The sequence below is a fragment of the Streptomyces torulosus genome, assembly GCF_001419765.1.
GTDB lineage: Bacteria > Actinomycetota > Actinomycetes > Streptomycetales > Streptomycetaceae > Streptomyces > Streptomyces torulosus.
The window spans coordinates 1-19,173 of sequence record NZ_LIRK01000026.1 but is presented as its reverse complement, the minus strand read 5'-3'; the positions used below and the strand labels follow the sequence as shown (position 1 = coordinate 19,173).

At 70.8% G+C, this 19,173-nt stretch carries 20 protein-coding genes; 12 read left to right on the top strand and 8 right to left on the bottom strand.

Annotated elements, in window-relative coordinates; translation table 11 throughout:
- The 4 genes from AOK23_RS02825 to AOK23_RS02810 all read right to left on the bottom strand — a co-directional run.
- A partial coding sequence (locus AOK23_RS02825; RefSeq protein WP_157877921.1) for an FMN-binding protein occupies positions 1–528 on the bottom strand: 528 nt, incomplete at its 3' end.
- A gap of 121 nt (positions 529–649) precedes the next feature.
- Entirely contained in the window at positions 650–1,987 is a 1,338-nt protein-coding gene (locus tag AOK23_RS02820; RefSeq protein WP_055540216.1) for a ferredoxin reductase family protein, read from the bottom strand.
- Positions 1,988–2,133: 146 nt separating this feature from the next.
- Positions 2,134–2,721 carry a pyridoxamine 5'-phosphate oxidase family protein gene (locus AOK23_RS02815; protein WP_055711157.1) on the bottom strand — a complete coding sequence of 196 codons (588 nt, stop codon included), beginning with the start codon at positions 2,719–2,721 and terminating at the stop codon, positions 2,134–2,136.
- Positions 2,722–2,955: 234 nt separating this feature from the next.
- On the bottom strand, positions 2,956–3,792 hold the full coding sequence (locus tag AOK23_RS02810) for a hypothetical protein (protein ID WP_055711156.1): 837 nt from the start codon (positions 3,790–3,792) through the stop codon (positions 2,956–2,958).
- 234 nt (positions 3,793–4,026) lie between these two features.
- On the opposite strand from AOK23_RS02810, the gene argH reads away from it, so the two are divergent.
- From argH to AOK23_RS02790, 4 genes are all read left to right on the top strand, one after another.
- Positions 4,027–5,457: an argininosuccinate lyase gene (argH, locus tag AOK23_RS02805; RefSeq protein WP_055711155.1), complete on the top strand. Its 1,431-nt coding sequence runs from the start codon at positions 4,027–4,029 to the stop codon at positions 5,455–5,457.
- 92 nt (positions 5,458–5,549) lie between these two features.
- Positions 5,550–6,521, top strand: a complete 972-nt coding sequence (locus AOK23_RS02800; RefSeq protein ID WP_055711154.1) for an aldo/keto reductase — start codon at positions 5,550–5,552, stop codon at positions 6,519–6,521.
- A 147-nt stretch (positions 6,522–6,668) separates the two neighbouring features.
- Positions 6,669–7,220, top strand: a complete 552-nt coding sequence (locus tag AOK23_RS02795; protein ID WP_055711153.1) for a TetR/AcrR family transcriptional regulator — start codon at positions 6,669–6,671, stop codon at positions 7,218–7,220.
- Complete coding sequence (locus tag AOK23_RS02790) at positions 7,217–8,740, top strand: MFS transporter (protein WP_055711152.1); 1,524 nt, start codon at positions 7,217–7,219, stop codon at positions 8,738–8,740. Before AOK23_RS02795 ends, AOK23_RS02790 begins: the two co-directional genes overlap by 4 nt.
- Positions 8,741–8,943: 203 nt before the next feature.
- On the opposite strand, the gene AOK23_RS02785 is transcribed toward AOK23_RS02790, so the two are convergent.
- Together AOK23_RS02785 and AOK23_RS02780 are read right to left on the bottom strand one after the other, a co-directional pair.
- Positions 8,944–9,681: a hypothetical protein gene (locus tag AOK23_RS02785; protein ID WP_055711151.1), complete on the bottom strand. Its 738-nt coding sequence runs from the start codon at positions 9,679–9,681 to the stop codon at positions 8,944–8,946.
- A 155-nt stretch (positions 9,682–9,836) separates the two neighbouring features.
- Positions 9,837–10,511, bottom strand: coding sequence for a lysophospholipid acyltransferase family protein (locus AOK23_RS02780; protein ID WP_055518690.1), 675 nt, complete (start codon positions 10,509–10,511; stop codon positions 9,837–9,839).
- A 331-nt stretch (positions 10,512–10,842) separates the two neighbouring features.
- On the opposite strand from AOK23_RS02780, the gene AOK23_RS02775 reads away from it, so the two are divergent.
- The 3 genes from AOK23_RS02775 (at position 10,843) to AOK23_RS02765 (ending at position 13,212) form a co-directional block, all read left to right on the top strand.
- Complete coding sequence (locus AOK23_RS02775; protein WP_107102712.1) at positions 10,843–12,036, top strand: glycerophosphodiester phosphodiesterase; 1,194 nt, start codon at positions 10,843–10,845, stop codon at positions 12,034–12,036.
- A 126-nt stretch (positions 12,037–12,162) separates the two neighbouring features.
- Positions 12,163–12,669, top strand: a complete 507-nt coding sequence (locus AOK23_RS02770) for an RNA polymerase sigma factor (RefSeq protein WP_055711149.1) — start codon at positions 12,163–12,165, stop codon at positions 12,667–12,669.
- A 45-nt stretch (positions 12,670–12,714) separates the two neighbouring features.
- Positions 12,715–13,212, top strand: coding sequence for a GNAT family N-acetyltransferase (locus AOK23_RS02765; RefSeq protein WP_055711148.1), 498 nt, complete (start codon positions 12,715–12,717; stop codon positions 13,210–13,212).
- A 6-nt stretch (positions 13,213–13,218) separates the two neighbouring features.
- Here AOK23_RS02765 and AOK23_RS02760 read toward each other — a convergent pair whose 3' ends face one another.
- Positions 13,219–13,686, bottom strand: a complete 468-nt coding sequence (locus AOK23_RS02760; RefSeq protein ID WP_055711158.1) for a hypothetical protein — start codon at positions 13,684–13,686, stop codon at positions 13,219–13,221.
- 31 nt (positions 13,687–13,717) lie between these two features.
- Entirely contained in the window at positions 13,718–14,077 is a 360-nt protein-coding gene (locus tag AOK23_RS02755) for a hypothetical protein (protein WP_055711147.1), read from the bottom strand.
- Between the two features lie 489 nt (positions 14,078–14,566).
- Here AOK23_RS02755 and AOK23_RS02750 point away from each other — a divergent pair, with 489 nt between their 5' ends.
- The 5 genes from AOK23_RS02750 to cbiE all read left to right on the top strand — a co-directional run.
- Entirely contained in the window at positions 14,567–15,610 is a 1,044-nt protein-coding gene (locus AOK23_RS02750) for a methionine ABC transporter ATP-binding protein (protein WP_055711146.1), read from the top strand.
- A complete protein-coding gene (locus tag AOK23_RS02745; RefSeq protein ID WP_055711145.1) occupies positions 15,607–16,338 on the top strand; it encodes a methionine ABC transporter permease in 732 nt (243 codons plus the stop codon). The genes AOK23_RS02750 and AOK23_RS02745 overlap by 4 nt, the downstream gene beginning before the upstream one ends.
- Before the next feature lie 84 nt (positions 16,339–16,422).
- Positions 16,423–17,256 (top strand): MetQ/NlpA family ABC transporter substrate-binding protein, encoded by an 834-nt coding sequence (locus tag AOK23_RS02740; protein ID WP_055711144.1) that lies wholly within the window; start codon positions 16,423–16,425, stop codon positions 17,254–17,256.
- Between the two features lie 158 nt (positions 17,257–17,414).
- Complete coding sequence (locus AOK23_RS02735; RefSeq protein ID WP_055711143.1) at positions 17,415–18,053, top strand: GNAT family N-acetyltransferase; 639 nt, start codon at positions 17,415–17,417, stop codon at positions 18,051–18,053.
- Positions 18,054–18,177: 124 nt separating this feature from the next.
- Positions 18,178–19,173 (top strand): precorrin-6y C5,15-methyltransferase (decarboxylating) subunit CbiE (gene cbiE, locus AOK23_RS02730; protein ID WP_055711142.1); only part of this gene is annotated, 996 nt, incomplete at its 3' end.

The window sequence follows — 19,173 nt, the reverse complement described above, 5'->3', positions numbered from 1 at the left end:
GGTGATACGGACCTGGACCGGGCCGTAGTCGGTCTGCACGGTCGTACCCGTGAGCGTCTGCGCCCCCGAGCCCTGCCCGCCCGAGCCCTGCGCGCTGCCGGCCTGGTCGAGGGCGGACTGGAGGGACTGCTTGTAGCCGTCGCTGGTGTAGGTGGCGCCCGACACCGCGTCGATGTCGGCGTTGCCCGCGGCGACGGCCGCCTGGTTGAGCTTGGGGATGGCGGTGCCGCTGATCTGCGTGGAGCGGCCGCCGCTGGGCTTCTGGACGGCATCGGCCTGGGTGATCTTGCCGCCGTCGACGGTGATACGGACCTGGACCGGCCCGTACTCGGTCTGCACGGCGGTGCCCGTGAGGGTCTGCGCGCCCGCCACCACCCCGCCCTGGGCCGACGGAGCGCCCCCGGCCGCTCCGGCCTGTACCGATCCGGCCGGGTCCGAGGCGGGCTTCAGCGACAGCAGCAGCACGATGCCGGACACGGTGGCGGCGGTGGCGAGCAGGGTCCGCCGGATGGGGTGGCTCTTCTTCATCGCTCCTTCAGCTCCTGAAGTGAGAAGGCAGGTAGGGGGAAGCCCCGTGGGCAGTCCCATGGGCAGGGGTCGATGGGGGACGGCCCCGTGGTGAGTGCGCGACGGCCCGCGGGCCCGTCGCTCACATCTCGAACGACTCGTGGTGGATACGGCGGGTGGGGACGCCCGCCCCGCGCAGTGCCTCGTACACGCCCTGGGCGAACCCGGGCGGACCGCACAGGAAGACGTCGTGGCGCTCGATGTCCGGGATCTTCCGGCGCAGGGAGTCCGCCGAGATGTCGGGGCGCTCGCCGTCCGGGCTGTTCACCGCGTACATCAGCCGCGCCCCGCGCTCCTCCGCGATCTGCGCGAGCTCGTCCCACAGCGCCAGGTCCTGGGTGCTGTTGGCCCGGTAGAGCAGGGTCAGGTCACCGGCCGCGCCGGGCAGCGTCTCGAACAGGGCCCGCATCGGCGTGATGCCCACGCCGCCGGCCACCAGCAGCACCTTGCCCCGGCTGCGCTTGGCGGCCGTGAGCGCCCCGTACGGGCCCTCGGCCCACACCCGGGTGCCGGGCTCCAGGTCGCGCAGGGCGGAGCTGTGGTCGCCGATCGCCTTGACGGTGATGCGCAGCATGTTGGGGCGCGGCGCCGCCGACAGCGAGTACGGGTGCGAGCTGAACCGCATTCCGGGGGCCAGGAACCGCCAGCGGAAGAACTGTCCGGCCTCCGCGCCCATCCGGTGCAGCTTGCGCCCGCTCATCAGCACCGAGACGATGCCGGGCGACTCCTCGATGACGGCCTCGACGCGCAGCCGGTGCCGCATGTTCAGCCGGATCGGGGTGAGGATCCGGTACCAGACGACCAGCGCGGTCACCGACCCGTACAGGGCGTACCAGCCCGTCTTCGCCTCGGGGGTGGCGGCGAACTCGTTGCCGGTGGTGATCTGGTGCCAGAACGTCAGGAACGTCGCCGCGTACGTCAGCAGGTGGGTGTGGTACCAGAGGTCGTACGGGATCCGCTTGCGGACCGGGCCGATCGAGATCAGCCCGATGAACACCAGCAGACCGGTGCCGATGGCGGCCTTGCCCATGTCCGGCAGCTGGTTGATGGAGTCGATGGTCTGCTGGAGGATCGCGGTGTGGGTCAGACCGGCCTGGAGGGCGTACCCGTACATCGTGAGGACGACGTGCGCCACGACCAGGCAGAGCGTGTAGCGGCCGGTCATCGCGTGCCAGCGGGCGACCCGGTCGGAGCCCACCCGACGTTCCAGCGCGGGCACCCGCGCCATCTGGAGGACCACCAGCGCCATCAGGTATCCGCCGAGCAGGCCCGTGATCCGGCCGGCGTTGACCATCTGGCTGCCCTGGTCCGCGATGGAGGGCGTGTTGTCCCACCACAGCCACACCACCGCCGCCGCGCCCGCCCAGAAGGCGATCAGCAGCGGGACGGCGGGGGAGCGGCGAGGTCGGATGCGGCGCATCGTCTGGCGGCGCGCGGCGCGACCTCCGGCGATCGTGGACACGGTTCCTCCGTGGTGGGCTGGACCCTTGGCCCACACGTACGTGCAGGGAGTGCCGTGTGTTCAACGTGGTGGGGAAACCGCTCGTCGAACGGGATGTTCCGTTTTCAGCCGGCCGAGGGCGGCAGCGGCAACGGCAGCCCGGGCAGTCCGTCCAGGCTGGTCTCGATGTGCTCCTTGGAGCGGAAGTACGCGGTGAGCGAGTCGTCGTCCTCGCGCGCGAAGCGGCGCCCGTGCAGATCGCGGTCCTCCTCGTACGCCATGAAGGGCACCGAGTAGCCGCAGCTGTCGCGGACGAGTTCGGCCCGCACGACGATGACAGCGCGCAGACCGTGCGGGGTGGGGTCGATGTCGGGGAAGCGCGCCAGGAGCTCCGGGAAGCGCGGGTCGTCACGGAAGACGGCCTCGCCCTTGCCGTGGACGCGCACGATGGTGGGCGGGCCCTGGAAGGCGCACCACATGAGGGTGATCCGGCCGTTCTCCCGCAGATGCGCGATGGTCTCCGCGTTGGACCCCGCGAAGTCCAGATAGGCGACGGTGAGTTCGTCGAGGACCACGAACGAGCCCCGCAGGCCCTTGGGGGAGAGGTTGACCGTGCCGTCGGCCGACAGGGGCGCCGAGGCGGTGAAGAAGAGGGGCTGGGCCTCGATGAACGTACGGAGGCGGCCGTCGATGCGCTCGTAAGTCTTTCCCATGTCTAACGATTATTGACGGAAAAACTTCGCCTGTCTAAGGAATCCCTCGAGGAAGCGGGCACGGAGTCGGGGATGCGGATCAGGTGCGAGAACGCGAATTCCGGGTGGGTCCCCTTGCGGGGATCCACCCGGAACCGGGTCTTCCGTGGCCGCTCCGGCCGGCGCGCGGGGCGGCCGGAGCCCCTGTCGCCCCCGATCAGGAGCGCAGGAGGTCACTCCGGCCGAGCCGGAGGACTACTGGTTGAGCTGGCAGGGGGCGAGCTTCTCCAGGCCCTCGGGCTTGGCGGCGGCGCGGCCGATGGCGGTCTCGATGCGGTTCAGCGCGGCGACGCGCTTGTCCTCCAGCGGGCCGAGGATGGCGTTGTTGACGAAGTTGGGGCCGCCCTGGCCGACGGTGTCGACGAGGCGCTTGTTGGCTTCCTGGATCTGGGTGTCGAGGAGGGCGAGGTTGCGGTCGACCTCGGCCTGGGCGGAGGCGGGGATCGCCGGGAGGCTGCCCTCGACGGCCGGGCAGGAGATGGTGCCCGGGGCACCCGCGTCGTTCCCCGCACCGGCGTCGCCCGCTCCGGCCCCGGCGTCCGCGCCGGCACCGGCTCCGGCGCCCGCCTGGTCGCCGGCGCCCGCGGCGCCGCCCTGGTTGAGCTGGCAGGGGGCGAGCTTCTCCAGGCCCTCGGGCTTGGCGGCGGCGCGGCCGATGGCGGTCTCGATGCGGTTCAGCGCGGCGACGCGCTTGTCCTCCAGCGGGCCGAGGATGGCGTTCTGGACGAAGTTCGGACCACCCTGGCCGACCGTGTCGACGAGGCGCTTGTTGGCCTCCTGGATCTGGGTCTGCAGCAGGGCGAGGTTGCGGTCGACCTCGGCCTTGGCGGACGCGGGGATCGCCGGCAGGCTGCCCTCGACCGCCGGGCACGCGATGGTGCCGGGGGACGCGGCGCCGTCCTGCCCGTCCTTGTTGGCACCCTCACCGGCGAGAGCGGAACCCGCGATGACCGCTCCGGAGAGCACGACCGCGGCGGCGCCGCCGATGATCCCTACGCGACGCTTGTTGTACTTCGGAAGAGCCCTGGACATGCGGATGCCTCACTCGGGTCAGGTGTGGTCGGTGTGATCTAACGCGGCGCCTGCGTTCGGGGAGAGGTACGGGAAAGCGGTTTCGCGTGTTCAAGGCTTCTTGCTTTTCTCTTGAACTTCTCTCACATTGACGATTCATGCAGAGTTCTGCATAATCATGCACGGCAAGCATCGGCCGCCGACGGTCGCGGCGGACGCACGTGGAAGATCCACACCTCTCTAGGAGCAGCGCAAGTGAGCAGCAACAGCGGTGACGTTCGGCTCTGGGGCGGCCGTTTCGCCGACGGTCCCGCCGAGGCCCTGGCGAAGCTGTCCGCGTCCGTCCACTTCGACTGGCGACTGGCGCCCTACGACATCGCGGGCTCCCGCGCCCACGCGCGCGTGCTGCACAAGGCGGGTCTGCTCACGGACGGCGAGCTGACCGACATGCTGGCCGGCCTCGACCGGCTCGAGGCGGACGTCGCCGACGGCTCCTTCGTCGGCACCATCGCCGACGAGGACGTGCACACCGCCCTGGAGCGGGGTCTGCTGGAGCGCCTCGGCCCCGACCTCGGCGGCAAGCTGCGCGCCGGCCGCTCCCGCAACGACCAGGTCGCGACCCTCTTCCGCATGTACCTGCGCGACCACGCCCGCGTCATCGGCGGCCTGATCGCCGAACTCCAGGACGCGCTGGTCGGCCTGGCCGAGGCCCACCCGGACGTGGCGATGCCCGGCCGCACCCACCTCCAGCACGCCCAGCCGGTGCTGTTCGCCCACCACGTCCTCGCGCACGTCCAGTCCCTGTCCCGCGACGCCGAGCGGCTGCGTCAGTGGGACGAGCGCACGGCGGTCTCCCCGTACGGTTCCGGTGCCCTCGCCGGGTCCTCCCTCGGCCTCGACCCGGAGGCGGTCGCGAAGGACCTCGGCTTCGAGCACGGCAGCTCGGGCAACTCCATCGACGGCACGGCCTCCCGCGACTTCGTCGCCGAGTTCGCCTTCATCACCGCGATGATCGGGGTGAACCTCTCCCGGATCGCCGAGGAGGTCATCATCTGGAACACGAAGGAGTTCTCCTTCGTCACGCTCCACGACGCGTTCTCCACCGGCTCCTCGATCATGCCGCAGAAGAAGAACCCGGACATCGCCGAGCTGGCCCGGGGCAAGTCCGGCCGCCTCATCGGCAATCTGACCGGTCTCATGGCGACCCTGAAGGCCCTCCCGCTCGCCTACAACCGGGACCTCCAGGAGGACAAGGAGCCGGTCTTCGACTCCATCGACCAGCTGGAGGTCCTGCTCCCCGCCTTCACCGGGATGATGGCCACCCTCACCGTCCACCGCGAGCGCATGGAGGAACTGGCCCCCGCCGGCTTCTCCCTCGCCACCGACATCGCCGAGTGGCTGGTCAAGCAGGGCGTGCCGTTCCGGGTCGCGCACGAGGTCGCCGGCGAGTGCGTCAAGGTCGCCGAGTCCGGGAACAAGGAGCTCGACGAGCTGACGGACGAACAGTTCGCCAAGATCTCCGCCCACCTCACCCCCGAGGTCCGCACGGTCCTCAACGTCCCCGGCGCCCTCGCCTCCCGCGACGGCCGCGGCGGCACGGCCCCCTCCGCGGTCGCCACCCAGCTGGCGGAGGTCAAGGAGAACCTGGCCGTCCAGCACGCCTGGGCGACGGCGAAGCAGGGCTGACGCCGACGCGGGTGCCCCCGCACCGCACAACCAAGGTCATCGCGGGTTACGTTGGTCGGAAGCCGTAAGGAGCCGACCGAACGGAGCCCGCGATGCCCTTCGCCCGACTGGCCTCAGCGACCACCCCCACCTGCCACATCGGACTCGGCCTCGCCGCCGTCGGCCGCCCCGGCTACATCAACCTCGGCCGGGACGAGGACCTCGGCCCCGACCGCGGTGTCGACGCGCTGCGCACCCGCACCCACGAACTCCTCGACGCCGCCTACGCGCAGGGCGTCCGCTACGTCGACGTGGCCCGCTCCTACGGCCGCTCCGAGGAGTTCCTCGCCGACTGGCTGAAGGCCCGCCCCGACCTCGACGACATCGTCGTGGGCAGCAAATGGGGCTACACCTACACCGCCGACTGGACCACCGACGCCGAGCACCACGAGGTCAAGGACCACGGCGTCGCCACGTACGAGCGGCAGCGCGCCGAGACCGCCGAACTGCTCGGCGACCGGCTCGACCTCTATCAGATCCACTCGGTCACCCCGGACAGTCCGGCCCTCACCGACAAGGAACTCCACGCCAAGCTGGCGGAGGCGGCCGCCCGGGGCGTCACGATCGGCTTCTCCACGAGCGGCCCGGCGCAGGCCGACGCCATCCGGGCCGCCCTCACCGTGACGGTCGACGGCGAGCCCCTCTTCCGTACCGTCCAGTCGACGTACAACGCGCTGGAGACCTCCGCCGCCCCCGCCCTCGCCGAGGCGCACGACGCCGGGCTCACCGTGATCGTCAAGGAGGGCATGGCCAACGGCAGGCTCGCCGAGCCGCACGCCCCGGACGCGCTGCGGGCCGTGGCCGCCGAGACGTCCCTCGGCTGCGACGCGGTCGCCCTCGCGCTGATCCTCCGCCAACCATGGGCGGGCGTCGTGCTGTCCGGCGCCGCCACCGTCCACCAGCTCGCCTCCAACCTGCACGCGGCGGTCGTGGACCTCGACGAGGACCAGCTGACCCGGCTCTCGACACTCGTCGAGGAGCCCCGCGCCTACTGGGAGAAGCGCGGCGGCCTGCCCTGGCACTGAGCGGCACGGGCTGAGCGGAGCGCCGTTCGTCGGCGGAGCAGTACGCCGGTCGAGCGGCGCGCCGACCTATGGGCACGCACACCTGAGACGTGAGACACGCATGCCCGTGCTGAGACAAAGATGTCTCATGTGGTCTATGGTTGTCTCATGGCTGTCGACCGTGACCATGTGCTGCGCAGTGCCGCGGCCCTGCTGACCCGCAAATCCACCGCGACCATGGACGAGGTCGCCAAGGCCGCCGGGATCAGCCGGGCCACGCTGCACCGCCACTTCGCGGGGCGGGACGCACTCGTCCTGGCACTGGAGGCGCTCTGCATCGCGGAGTGCGAGACCGCGCTCGACGCGGCCCGCCTGGACGACGGCCCGGCGCACGACGCCGTACGGCGCCTCGTGCGCGAGATCGAACCGGCCGCGGGCCTGCTCGCCTTCCTCTACACCGAGAGCCAGTTGTTCGAGGGGGACGCGCAGAACAAGGGCTGGACCAGGATCGACGACCGCGTCGCGACCCTCTTCAGACGCGGCCAGGCAGCCGGCGAGTTCCGCATCGACCTGACCCCGGCCTGGCTCACCGAGGCGCTGTACGGCCTGCTGGCCTCCGGCGCCTGGGCGGTCTCGGAGGGCCGGGTCGCCGGCAAGGACTTCACCCACATGATCGCCGAGCTGTTGCTCGGCGGCGCGGTACGGAGAGAGGAATCATGACCAGCACCCTGCAGCCGGCGTCCACGACCGAGGCGGTGAAGCGGCCGGGCCGTTGGCTCGCGCTCGGCGTCCTCGTGCTCGCCGTGCTGCTGGTGGCCGTCGACGCGACCGTCCTCGGCCTCGCGACCCCCTACATCAGTGAGGACCTCAACCCCTCGGGCACCCAGCTGCTCTGGATCGGCGACGTCTACTCGTTCGTCATCGCGGGCCTGCTGGTGTCGGCCGGCAGCCTCGGCGACCGCATCGGCCGCAAGAAGCTGCTGCTGATCGGCGCCACCGCGTTCGGCGCGATATCCGTGCTGAACGCCTACGCGACGACGCCCCAGATGATGATCGTCGCGCGGGCGCTGCTCGGTGTGGCGGGCGCGACCCTGATGCCCGCCACCCTCGCCCTGATCCGCAACCTCTTCCACGACCCGCGTGAGCGCAGCCTCGCCATCGGCATCTGGGGCGCCACCGCCTCAGCCGGCACGGCGATCGGCCCGGTCGTCGGCGGTTTCCTGCTGGAGCACTTCTGGTGGGGCTCGGTCTTCCTGATCAACCTGCCCGTGATGATCGTGCTGGTCGTCGTCGGCAGCAAGCTGCTCCCCGAGTCCCGCCACCCGAACCCCGGCCCGTGGGACCTGCTCAGCGTCGGCCTGTCCCTCGTCGGCATGATCGCTGTGGTGTACGCCGTGAAGGAGATCGCCAGCCACGGCATCGACGGCAACGCGCTCGCCGCGGGCCTGTGCGGCGTCGCCGCTCTGTTCTTCTTCGTACGCCGCCAACTGGTCCTGCCGCAGCCGCTGCTGGACATGCGACTGTTCCGTGACCGCGGGTTCTCGGGTGCCGTCCTCGCCGACCTGCTGACCGTGTTCGGCCTGTCCGGCCTCGTCTTCTTCCTCTCCCAGTACCTGCAACTCGTCCAGGGCAGGCGGCCCTTCGAGGCGGGCCTCGCGGAACTCCCCGCCGCCGTGGGCGCGGTCGTGGCCGGTCTAGTCGCCGGCCGCGCCGCCCGGCGCTACTCGGTACGGGCCGTCGTCGCCGGTGGCCTGGCCGCGATCGGCCTGGCCCTGGGCGTCCTGACGGTGATCGACGAGTCCACCGGCTATCCGCTGCTGGGAGCCGCCCTCCTGGTCGTCGGCGTCGGCGCGGGCCTCTCCTTCACGGTGACCGCCGACGTCATCCTCTCCTCGGTCCCCAAGGACCAGGCCGGGGCGGCCTCAGCGGTCTCCGAGACGGCGTACGAACTCGGCGCGGCCCTCGGCATCGCCCTGCTCGGCTCGATCGTGACCGGCGTCTACCGGGGCTTCGCGGCACCCGCGGGCACCCCGGACGGGGCGCACGAGTCACTGGGCGGAGCGGTGGAGGTGGCCGCCGGTCTCCCGTCGGACAGCGCTCAGGCCCTGCTGGCGTCCGCCCGGGAGTCCTTCGTCGACGGCCTCACCCTCGCGGTCGGCGTCGGAGCGGCGGTCCTGCTGGCGACGGCGGCCGCGGCCTGGTTCATGCTGCGCGGCCAGCGACTGGACAGCAAGAGCTAGTGCTGTGACCGGAAAGGTTCACCGGCTCGCGACGCCCGGCACGGCACCTCGCGGCGTTGTCGCATGACCCGAGTACATCCAGTACGCGGGTCATGCTCCGCCTTGCGAGGCACCGCACCGGACGCCGCGAGCTTTCCGGCAAACCCTTCCGGTCACAGCACTAGACCGCCCCGTGCGCCCCGGCGGGGGCGTGAACCGGTCCCTCACCGGGGGCGCATGAGGGCGAGGTCCTCGCCCCACGCGTCCAGTACGTCGCCGAGCCCCGCTTCTCGTGCCACCGCCTCGACACGGGCGAAGAGCCGCTGTTGCGGGGCCACGGCGCCGGTCGTCGCGACCCGGCCCACGGCGTCGAGCAACGCGGCCGTGTCCCAGCCCGACAGCGGGTGCCGGACGAGTTCCCACTCCAGGTACTTGTTGTACGGGCGGGGGCGACGGTCGAGAGCGAAAAGCAGTTCGAGCAGGAAACGCACACTGTCGGCGGCGTCGAGCCGCGCGGCGAGTGCCTGGCCGTCCCGGTGGTTCTTGACGGAGCGGTAGAGGGAGTTGGCGTAGGCGTCGAGCCACTCGCCGGCGGCCCGGAACGCCTCGTCGGCGTCCAGCCGGGCCTTGTCGGCGAGGATCCGGGCGATGCCTCCGTCGAGGCGGTCGAGCACGATCCGGGCGCGGGCCAGGGCGTAGCGCTCGAAACCGGGCATGCCGACTGCCCGGAACTCTCCGAGGGAGAGGACGACGAGGTCCAGCTCGGGGGTGCGACGGCCCGAGAACCGGGTGAGATCGGTGGTCGCCCCGTCGGCGAGGACCACGTACAGGTCGTGGTCGGAGTGCTCGGTGGTCATCCCGTCATGGGCCCGGGAGCCCTTGAGCACGAGGCCGACGACGGCTGGATCGGCGGTGGCGAGCCGGACGAACGCGTCGTAGGTGAGCGGCTGCTGCGCGGTCATGGTGCGGATCTCCGGTGGTGTGACGACGGGTATGCCCGAGGGGCGGCCCCGTCAGGGAGCCGCCCCGCACCGTCTGCGGCAGCACACGGCTGCCGCCCGGAAGATCAACGCACACCGGGACCCTATCGCCCGACCGGGCGGCGGGTCGGGTCTTTTTACGCCGCTTCCTTGGCCTTCGAGGCGTACATGTCCACATATTCCTGCCCGGACAGCCGCATGACCTCGGTCATCACCGAGTCGGTGACCGCACGCAGCACGTACCGGTCCCGGTCCATGCCCTCGTAGCGGGAGAACTCCATCGCCTCACCGAACCGCACGGTCACCCGGTGCGGCCGGGGCAGCCCCGCGCCCCCCGGCTGGATCTTGTCCGTGCCGATCATCGCGAACGGCACGACCGGCGCGCCGGTCATCAGGGTCAGCCGGGCGATACCCGTACGCCCCCGGTACAGGCGCCCGTCGGGCGACCTGGTGCCCTCGGGGTAGATGCCGAACACCTTGCCCTCGTCGAGGATGCGCCGTCCGGTCATCAGGGCGGCGACGCCCCCGCGCCCTCCGTCGCGGTCGACGGGGATCATGCCGACGCCGGTGAAGAACCACGCCATCAGCCGCCCCTTGAGGCCCTTGCCGGTGACGTACTCGTCCTTGCCGATGAAGCAGACCTGCCGGTCGCAGACCAGCGGCAGGATCATCGAGTCGATGAAGGTCAGATGGTTGCCGGCGAGGATCACCGGGCCGTCCCCCGGAATGTGCTCCGCACCCTCCACCCGGGGGCGGAACATCAGGCGCATGATCGGTCCGAGCACTGCCTTGATGAGCACGAAGCGGGACAACGGGCCCTCCCATGTCAAGCGTTCCGGAACAAGTCTGTGCAGGTGAGGACGATACTCCCGCGCCCGAGGCCCGCGCACATCGGGTTCACCGAGTGGATACGCACTGTTGACATACCTTTACCTGCGGTATCGCCCGGATGGCGGGTCGTCACCGCCCCGGAACATGTGACGGACATCGCGCCACGGGTCCGACGCCCCGTCAAATTCCGCCACTCGTACGACACGAGGCGTCACCCGTGTGTTCGGTCCCAGGTCTCCCAACGGTCACCTCGTGGCACCTACGATCAACCCGGTTTGACAGGTGCAGGGCACAGCGGTGGGAGGAGCCGACATGGGGACGCAGGAGTCGCGTCAGTCGCAGGACCCGAGCGGGCAGGGGCGCGGAACGGGCAGGCGGGCGCTGCTCGGGGCCGCGGTGCTCGGCGCGGGCGGAGCCGTCCTCGGGCTGCCGGGCACGGCGGGAGCCGAGGAGGCGAAGGCGGCCGGCACGTCGTCGCACGGCGGCTACCGGAGCCTGCCGGTGCCGACGATCATCGCGCACCGCGGGGCCAGCGGCTACCGCCCGGAGCACACGCTCGGCTCGTACCAGCTCGCCCTCGACATGGGCGCGCACGTCATCGAACAGGACCTCGTGCCCACCAAGGACGGCCACCTGGTGTGCCGTCACGAGAACGACATCACCGGCACCACCGACGTGGCGTCCCACGCCGAGTTCGCCGAGCGGAAGACCACGAAGGTCGTCGACGGCGTCTCCTACACCGGCTGGTTCACCGAGGACTTCACCCTCGCCGAGCTGAAGACCCTGCGCGCCAAGGAGCGCATCCCCGGCACCCGGCAGGAGAACACGCTCTACGACGGCCGCTGGGAGATTCCCACCTTCGAGGAGGTCCTGCGCTGGGCCGAGAAGGAGGGCAGGAAGCGCGGTCGGCGGATCTGGCTGCACGTCGAGACCAAGCACCCCACCTACTTCCGCAAGCTGGGCCTCGGCCTGGAGGAACCGCTCGCCAAGCTGCTGCGCAAGTACGACCGCCACCGGAAGAACTCTCCGGTGTTCCTCCAGTCGTTCGAGCCGAGCAGCATCCAGCGCCTCAACCGCCTGGTGGACAGCCCCCTCGTCGTCCTGCTGTCCGGCGCCGCCACCCGCCCCTGGGACTTCGTCGAGGCCGGCGACCCGCGCACCGTCGCCGACCTGGTCAAGCCCGAGGGGCTGGCCTGGATCGCCTCCTACGCCAACGGCATCGGCCCCACCCTCGACCTGATCATCCCGCGCGACTCCGGCGGCAGGCTCACCACGCCGACCACCCTCGTCGCGGACGCGCACGCCAAGGGCCTGATCCTGCACCCCTACACCATGCGTAACGAGAACAGCTTCCTGCCCGCCGACTTCCGCAAGGGCACCGACGCCAACGCCTACGGCGACGCGTTCGGCGCGTTCAAGGTGTACTTCGACACCGGCATCGACGGCATCTTCACCGACAACACGGACACGGGCCTGCTGGCGCACGCGGACTTCGTGGGCGACTGACCCGCGCCCCCGCGCCCCCTCCCGCTCCCGACGCGCTCCGCGTCAACGGAGGCGGCGCATGCCCCGATCGGGTGACACCCCGCTGCCCCGGCAACCCTCCGCCGGGGCGGCGGCGTCCCGGCGCATATGACACCCGACATGCTCACCACCCTCCGCCCCCTGCTCGTCGCGGAGGCGTCGGCCGAGGCGTACGCCGCCGGCGCCGAGGCGGGGGACCTGGAGCAGGCGGTCTGGTTGCGTCTGCTGGAACGGCTCGACGCCGACGGCCCGCCCACCGATCCCGAGGGCTGGCTGCGCAGCGCCGTCCGTTTCGAGGCCCGCCTCAGCCGCCGGACGGCCCGAGCCGAACAGCCGTATGCGGCGGAGCCCGTGGACGTCCACGCGCCCGGTCCGGAACAGCAGGCGCTCACCGCGGCCCGCCGCCGGGCCCTGTACGCCGCCGTCCGCCGGCTCCCCGGCCGCTGCCCCCGGCTGCTCGCGGCCCTGCTGTCACCACGGGACCTCACCTATCGCGAGATCGCGGGCGAGTTGGGTATCTCACAGGGCAGCCTCGGTCCGGAACGTTCCAGATGCCTGGGATGTCTTCGGCGAATGCTGACGACGGAGGTTGCGGCACGCGAACCGCGGGGATAGGAGTGGGGGACAACAGGTGAGCAGGTGAGCGGGAGGCGTGCACACATGGGCATGAGCGTGACCATCTCGGTGGCGACCGAGCAGGACGCCGAGCAGATCTTCAGGCTGCAGTACCTGTGCTTCCAGAGCGAGGCGGCGCTGTACGGCAACTACCGCATCGATCCGCTCGTCCAGAGCCTCGACTCGGTCCGCGCGGAGGTCGCCTCGGACTGCGTCTTCGTGGCCCGCCTCGGTGACGAGGTCGTCGGCTCCGTACGCGGCGCCCTCGACGAGGACGGTGCCGCCTCCATCGGCAAGCTCTGCGTCCACCCCCGCCTCCAGGGCCACGGCATCGGCGCCCGCCTGCTCCGAGCGGCCGAGTCGGCCCTCGTGGAGGAGCGCGGCGCCACCAAGTTCCGCCTCAGCGCCGGTCACCGCAGCGAGGGGAACCTCCGGCTGTACCGACGGGTGGGCTACGAGGCGGTCGGCACCAGCCAGGGACGCGACGGCGTACCGATGGTGATCCTGGAGAAGCCGGCCCAGGCGTACGTGGCCACGGCCTGACGCACGTCAGGCGGCGTCCTTCTGCCGCGCGCTCTTGCGTAGCCAGTACATCCCGGTGATCGGCAGGATCACCGGGATGAACAGATAGCCGATCCCGTAGTCCGACCACACCGTCTTGTCGGGGAACGCCGACGGCTCGACCAGCGTCCAGGTCCCCACGATCAGCACGCCCGCCAGCTCGACGGCGCAGCACACCCGCGCCGCCTTCCGGGCGAACTCCCCGCCCCGCACCAGCGAGTAGGTGATGAAGCCGTACACGACACCCGCGACCGCGGAGAGCGAGTAGGCGAGCGGCGCGTGCTCGAACTCGGTGGAGATCTGCACGACGGACCGCGACACCGCGCCGACGACCATCACGCCGTACAGCCAGACAAGCAGCATCCCGGGCCCGCCGATGAGGCGGGCCCGCTTCTTCTCCCGCGGCTCGTCGACCCGCTCCGGCGACGTGTCCTTCTGCTGCGGGTCGTCGTTCATGCCGCGCGGCTTGTCGTCCGTGGCCGTCACCTCAGCCTCCCCAGATGTCGTAGAGCCGTACCTGCAGCACCGCGAGCACCACACCACCGGCCGCGACGGTCACGCTGCCCCAGCGGGTGCGCTCCGCCAGGGACATGAACCCCGCCACCGGGACGCAGGCGAAGGAGCCGAGCAGATAGGAGACGAAGATCGTGGTGCCCTGCTCGGGCTTCTCACCGCGCGCCAGCAGCACGATCCCGACCACCAGCTGCACCAGGGTCAGCACCGTCACCACGGCCATCCCGATGAAGTGCCAGTCCTTGGTCGGTTGGTCCCGGTACGCGGCCCAGCCGCACCACGCGGCGAGCAGAAGCGCGGCGACGGCGGTCGCCACCGTCAGGGCAACAAGCATGCCGCGACCCTATTACGGCGAAAAACACCCGCCGCGCCCGGCCCCGCGCGAGAACGCGCCCGTCCCGGACGCCGTGGCCTTCACCACAGTCACCGGTGCCCAGAGAATGGACAGCACACGCCTGACCTGCTGCTCCACCGGCCCAAGCTGTCCGTAATGCGGACAGTCGTCTCTCACCCCCGGTATACGTCTGCTTTACTGATCTCATGACCACGACGAGCTGCCGCATCTGTGCGACCGAGGCGACCATGACGCCCGGTGCTCGTTGTATGTGTCGAATGTGCGCCTTCTAGAGGGCCCCCGCAGCACCCCCTGAGTCATGGGGGTGCCCCCGCTCGAGCGAAGCCGAGAGTGGGGGAGCCCCGAAGCGAGCACCCTTGGCGCGTCCGTACGCCGCACGCCGTACGTGACCTTCATGCCCCGCGCACACCTTTGTCTCCCGTACCCGGGCACATCCACGCCCGCGTACTCGACAGTGATGGAAACCCAGTGATCACCACATCGGGCCTCACCAAGGTCTACCGCGGCCGTGGCCGCGAGGTCACCGCCCTCGACGGAGTCGACCTGCACGTACGCGAGGGCGAGGTGTACGGCGTCATCGGCCAGTCCGGCGCCGGCAAGTCCTCGCTGATCCGCTGCGTCAACCTCCTCGAACGCCCTACCTCCGGCACCGTCACGGTCGCCGGCCAGGACCTCACCGCCCTCGCGGGCCGCGGCCCCCGCGCCGGCCGGGAGCTGCGCCGGGCGCGCAGCCGCATCGGCATGGTCTTCCAGCACTTCAACCTGCTGTCCACGCGCACCGTCCAGGACAACGTCGAACTGCCGCTGGAGATCCTCGGCACCTCCGGCAAGGAGCGCTCCCGCAAGGCCCTGGAACTGCTCGACCTCGTCGGCCTCGCCGACAAGGCCAAGGCCTACCCGGCCCAGCTGTCCGGCGGCCAGAAGCAGCGCGTCGGCATCGCCCGCGCCCTGGCCGGCGACCCGAAGGTCCTCCTCTCCGACGAGGCCACCAGCGCCCTCGACCCGGAGACGACCCGCTCGATCCTGACGCTGCTGCGCGACCTCAACCGGCAGCTGGGCCTGACCGTCCTGCTCATCACGCACGAGATGGACGTCGTCAAGTCGATCTGCGACTCGGCCGCTCTCATGGAGCAGGGCCGCGTCGTCGAGTCCGGCACCGTCAGCGAACTCCTCGCGACCCCCGGCTCCGAGCTGGCCTCCGCGCTCTTCCCGGTCACCGGCGAGGCGTCCGGCGACGACCGCACCGTCCTCGACGTCACCTTCCAGGGCGAGGCGGCCACCCAGCCGGTCATCTCCCAGCTGTCCCGCACCTACAACATCGACATCTCGATCCTCGGCGCCGCCATCGACACCGTCGGCGGACTCCAGATCGGCCGGATGCGCATCGAACTGCCCGGCCGTTACGAGGACAACGTCGTCCCCGTCGGGTTCCTGCGCGAACAGGGCCTCCAGATCGACGTGCTCGGCCGCGCCGGCCAGGAGTCCGTTCTCGCGAAGGAAGGTGCCAAGTGAACTGGACCGAGATGCGGCCCCTGCTGGAGCAGGCCTGTTGGGACACCCTCTACATGGTCGGCTGGTCCACACTGATCGCGGTCGTCGGCGGACTCCCGCTCGGCCTGCTGCTCGTCCTCACCGAGCGCGGCGGGCTCCTGCAGAACGTCCTCGCCAACAAGGTCGTCGGGCAGATCGTGAACATCGCCCGCTCGATGCCCTTCATCATCCTCATGGTCGCCCTGATGGGCTTCACCCGCTGGATCACCGGCTCGACCATCGGCCGTGAGGCCGCGATCGTGCCGCTCGCCATCGGCGCCATCCCGTTCTTCGCGCGCCTCGTCGAGACGGCCGTCCGCGAAGTGGACCACGGGCTCGTCGAAGCCGTGCAGGCCATGGGCGGCAACACCTGGACCGTGGTCCGCAAGGTCCTCGTCCCGGAGGCCCTGCCCTCGCTGATCTCCTCCGCGACCACCACCGTCGTCGCGCTCATCGGCTACTCCGCCATGGCCGGCACCGTCGGCGCCGGCGGCCTCGGCGACATCGCCATCCGGTACGGCTACCAGCGTTTCGAGACCGACCTCATGTGGATCACCGTGGCGGTCCTGGCGGTCGTCATCTCCGTCATCCAGTTCGCCGGCGACTACGCGGCGCGCGCTCTCCACCGCCGCGGCGGCCGCTCGGGAGCCGCCCCGAGGCTCCGGCTGCTGAAGGCCGAGGCCGCCGCCCCCGAGCTCACCAAGGTCTGACCTCCGCGCACCTCTCCCGGCATCCGCAGACTTCCCGTCCCACCCACGACGGGACAGCTCCACCCAGAAGGAAAGGCACTTTTCGTGCGTAACACCGCCAAGCTCACCACCGCCGTCCTCGCCGCCGGAGCCCTCACCTTCGGGCTCACCGCCTGCGGCTCCGGCGCGGCCGACAGCGCGTCCGACACCAGCGGACCGCTGGTCGTCGCCGCCAGCCCCACCCCGCACGCCGAGATCCTCACCTTCGTCAAGGACAACCTGGCGAAGAAGGCCGGGCTGGACCTGGAGGTCAAGGAGTTCACCGACTACGTCCTGCCGAACACGGCCACCGAGGACGGCTCCGTGGACGCCAACTACTTCCAGAACCAGCCCTACCTCGACGACTTCAACAAGAAGCAGGGCACCCACATCGTGCCCGTCGTCACCGTGCACCTGGAGCCGCTCGGCCTCTACTCCGACAAGGTCAAGAGCAAGGACGACCTGAAGACGGGCGCCACCGTCGCCGTCCCGAACGACACGGTCAACGAGGCGCGGGCCCTCAAGCTCCTCGACGCCGCCGGGATCATCACGCTCAAGGACGGCGCCGACAACGCGGCGACCCCCGCCGACATCGCCGAGAACCCGAAGAAGCTGAAGTTCAAGGAGCTGGAGGCGGCCCAGACCCCGCGCTCCCTGGAGGACGTCGACGCGGCCGTCATCAACGGCAACTACGCCATCGAGGCCGACCTGTCGCCCGCCGACGACGCCCTCGCCGTGGAGCCCGCCAAGGACAACCCGAACGGCAACTTCCTCGCCGTGAAGGAGGGCAACGAGGACGACCCGCGTGTGAAGAAGCTCGCGAAGCTCCTCACCTCCCCCGAGGTGAAGAAGTTCATCGAGGAGAAGTGGAGCAACGGCTCGGTCGTCCCGTCCTTCTGAGCCGTCCCGTCGAATCGGCGGCACGTATACGGCGTATCGCCACGCATGGGGTCCGCTCCCTCACAGGGAGTGGGCCCCGTGGTGCGATTCAGTGCTTTCATGCTGCATGCTGGGCAGTTCAGCAGCCCCCAAAGGTTTCGAAGGTTACGGAGCGGCGCATGACGAGCACCTTTCCCGACATCTCCATCAGCACGGAGCGGTTGGTCCTGCGCCCGTTCGGCGAGGACGACGTCCAGGCGCTCACCGAGATGATGAACGACGAGCAGGTGATGGCCTGGACCGACGTCCAGCAACCGTTCACCGAGGCCGGCGCCCGCACCTGGATCACCGAGTACGCGCCCGCCGAACGCACCTCCGGCCGCGGCCTCGACCTCGCCGTCACCGAGTTCCTCACCCAGCGCCTCGTCGGCGTCATCCAGCTGACCGGCACGAACTGGCACGTCCGGTCCACCGAACTGTCGTACGTCGTCGCCCCCTGGGCACGCGGTGAGGGCTACGCCTCCGAAGCGGCCCTCGCCACCGCCCAATGGCTGTTCCGCGAGCAGAAGTTCGAACGGATCGAGCTGCGCACCGCCGCCGACAACACCGCCTCCCAGCAGGTCGCGCAGAAGATCGGCTGTATCAGCGAGGGCGTCCTGCGCAACGCCTGCATAGCGCGCGCACGCACCCCCGAGGACGGCTGGACCGAGGTCCGCACCGACTACATCGTGTGGAGCCTCCTCCCGGAGGACATCGAGGGCGTCAGCGAGGAACTGGCCGACAGCGGCGGTTTCGGCGCGTACTCGGACTGGAACTGAACCACCCACGGGCGCACACGGCCGCAGCCCGGCCACCGGACCCCGCTCCGTCACCAGGTACGCTCACGGGACCCCGTGCGGGCTTCCCTGACGAGCTGCGAAAACCTTCTGGAGACTGACGACGATGGCCGACCGGGTCACGGTGATCGGCTGGGACGGCTCCCCCCTGACCGCCGCGGCGCGCTCCGCCCTCGCCGCCGCCACACTCGTCGCCGGCGCCGCCCACCATCTGGCCCTGCCCGAAGTGCCCCCGACCGCCGAACGCGTCCGGCTCGGCAGCGTCGCCCTCGCCGCCCGCCGCATCGCCGCCCACCGCGGCACCGCCGTGGTCCTCGCCGACGGCGATCCCGGTTTCTTCGGAGTCGTCCGCACGCTCCGGGCCCCCGAGTTCGGCCTGGAAGTCGAGGTCGTCCCCGGTGTCTCCTCCGTGGCCGCCGCCTTCGCCCGCGCCGGAATGCCCTGGGACGACGCACAGGTCGTCGTCGCGCACCGCCGCACGCTCAGGCGCGCCGTGAACGTGTGCCGCGCCCACACCAAGGTCGCCGTCCTCACCTCACCCGGCGCCGGCCCCGCCGAACTCGGCCTGCTCCTCGAAGGAGTTCACCGCACCTTCGTGATCTGCGAGGAACTCGGCACCGAACGCGAACGCGTCACCGTCGTCACCTCCGACAAGGCCGCCGACCACACCTGGCGCGACCCCAACCTCGTCATCGTCATCGGCCCGGCGGGCACCACCGAGGACGGTGGCTGGATCGCCGGCCGCAACCCCGGCGCCGGACCCCGCGGCTGGTCCCTGCCCGCCGACGTCTACGGCGGCGCCCTGGGCGAGGGGGAGGGCGAGCTGCTGCGCTCGGCCCAACTGGCCCGTCTCGGACCGCGCGTGGGTGACCTCGTGTGGGACATCGGCTCCGGCAGCGGGGCCTTCGCCACCGAGGCCGCCCGCTGCGGCGCCGGTGTCATCGCCGTCGACCGCGACCCCGGTGCCTGCGGCCGGACGACCCTCGCCGCCCGCCGCTTCGGCGTGCAGCTCCAGGTGGTCCACGGCATCGCCCCGCACATCCTGGAGAACCTCCCCGAACCCGACGTCGTACGCGTCGGCGGCGGGGGAGCGGCGGTGGTC

Bases quoted from the DNA above. Each gene is read 5' to 3' on its own strand.
- AOK23_RS02755 (WP_055711147.1), bottom strand. From the start codon at position 14,077: ATGCTTGTTGCCCTGACGGTGGCGACCGCCGTCGCCGCGCTTCTGCTC.
- AOK23_RS02770 (WP_055711149.1), top strand. From the start codon at position 12,163: ATGACACCCGACATGCTCACCACCCTCCGCCCCCTGCTCGTCGCGGAG.
- AOK23_RS02735 (WP_055711143.1), top strand. From the start codon at position 17,415: ATGACGAGCACCTTTCCCGACATCTCCATCAGCACGGAGCGGTTGGTC.
- AOK23_RS02790 (WP_055711152.1), top strand. From the start codon at position 7,217: ATGACCAGCACCCTGCAGCCGGCGTCCACGACCGAGGCGGTGAAGCGG.
- AOK23_RS02820 (WP_055540216.1), bottom strand. From the start codon at position 1,987: ATGCGCCGCATCCGACCTCGCCGCTCCCCCGCCGTCCCGCTGCTGATC.
- AOK23_RS02765 (WP_055711148.1), top strand. From the start codon at position 12,715: ATGGGCATGAGCGTGACCATCTCGGTGGCGACCGAGCAGGACGCCGAG.
- AOK23_RS02810 (WP_055711156.1), bottom strand. From the start codon at position 3,792: ATGTCCAGGGCTCTTCCGAAGTACAACAAGCGTCGCGTAGGGATCATC.
- AOK23_RS02800 (WP_055711154.1), top strand. From the start codon at position 5,550: ATGCCCTTCGCCCGACTGGCCTCAGCGACCACCCCCACCTGCCACATC.
- AOK23_RS02815 (WP_055711157.1), bottom strand. From the start codon at position 2,721: ATGGGAAAGACTTACGAGCGCATCGACGGCCGCCTCCGTACGTTCATC.
- AOK23_RS02775 (WP_107102712.1), top strand. From the start codon at position 10,843: ATGGGGACGCAGGAGTCGCGTCAGTCGCAGGACCCGAGCGGGCAGGGG.
- AOK23_RS02795 (WP_055711153.1), top strand. From the start codon at position 6,669: ATGGCTGTCGACCGTGACCATGTGCTGCGCAGTGCCGCGGCCCTGCTG.
- AOK23_RS02760 (WP_055711158.1), bottom strand. From the start codon at position 13,686: ATGAACGACGACCCGCAGCAGAAGGACACGTCGCCGGAGCGGGTCGAC.
- AOK23_RS02785 (WP_055711151.1), bottom strand. From the start codon at position 9,681: ATGACCGCGCAGCAGCCGCTCACCTACGACGCGTTCGTCCGGCTCGCC.